This is a genomic window from Planctomycetota bacterium, assembly GCA_039819165.1.
GTDB lineage: Bacteria > Planctomycetota > Phycisphaerae > Phycisphaerales > UBA1924 > JAHCJI01.
In genome coordinates this window covers 1-520 of sequence record JBCBSM010000027.1, presented here as the reverse complement: position 1 = coordinate 520, position 520 = coordinate 1, and the positions used below count along the sequence as shown (strand labels likewise).

General features: G+C 65.6%; 1 protein-coding gene. It reads right to left on the bottom strand.

Annotation, left to right across the window (positions count from 1 at the left end):
* Window positions 1–520: PhoH family protein (locus tag AAFX79_13870; GenBank protein MEO1009642.1), on the bottom strand; the 520-nt coding region annotated here is incomplete at both ends.

Here is a 520-nt window from a genome sequence, read left to right as displayed (position 1 = left end):
CAGTCGATTGATGACGTACGACAGACCGTTCGAGCGGCTGTCGAGATACGGGTGGTCGATCTGCTGAACGTCGCCGGTGAGGACGATCTTCGTCCCTTCGCCGGCCCGCGTGATGATCGTCTTCACCTCGTGCGGCGTGAGGTTCTGGGCCTCGTCGACGATGAAGAACAGCCGTTGCAGACTGCGGCCTCGGATGTACGCCAGGGGCGTGATCTCGAGCTTCTGCTGCTCGAGCATCTCCTGGATCTTGCTCGCGGAGTCCGGGTTCTGGTGCCGGATCACCGTCAGGTTGTCGTACAGCGGTTGCATGTAGGGGTCGAGCTTCTGGGCCACGTCGCCCGGCAGGTAGCCGATGTCGCGGTTGCTGAGCGGGACGATCGGCCGGGCGAGTAGCACCTGCCGGTACTGGGAGCGGCACTCGAGCGCCGCCGCGAGCGCGAGCAGCGTCTTCCCCGAGCCCGCCTTGCCGGCGAGCGTGACGAGTTTGACGCTGTCGTCGGTCAGCGCCTGCAGGGCGAAC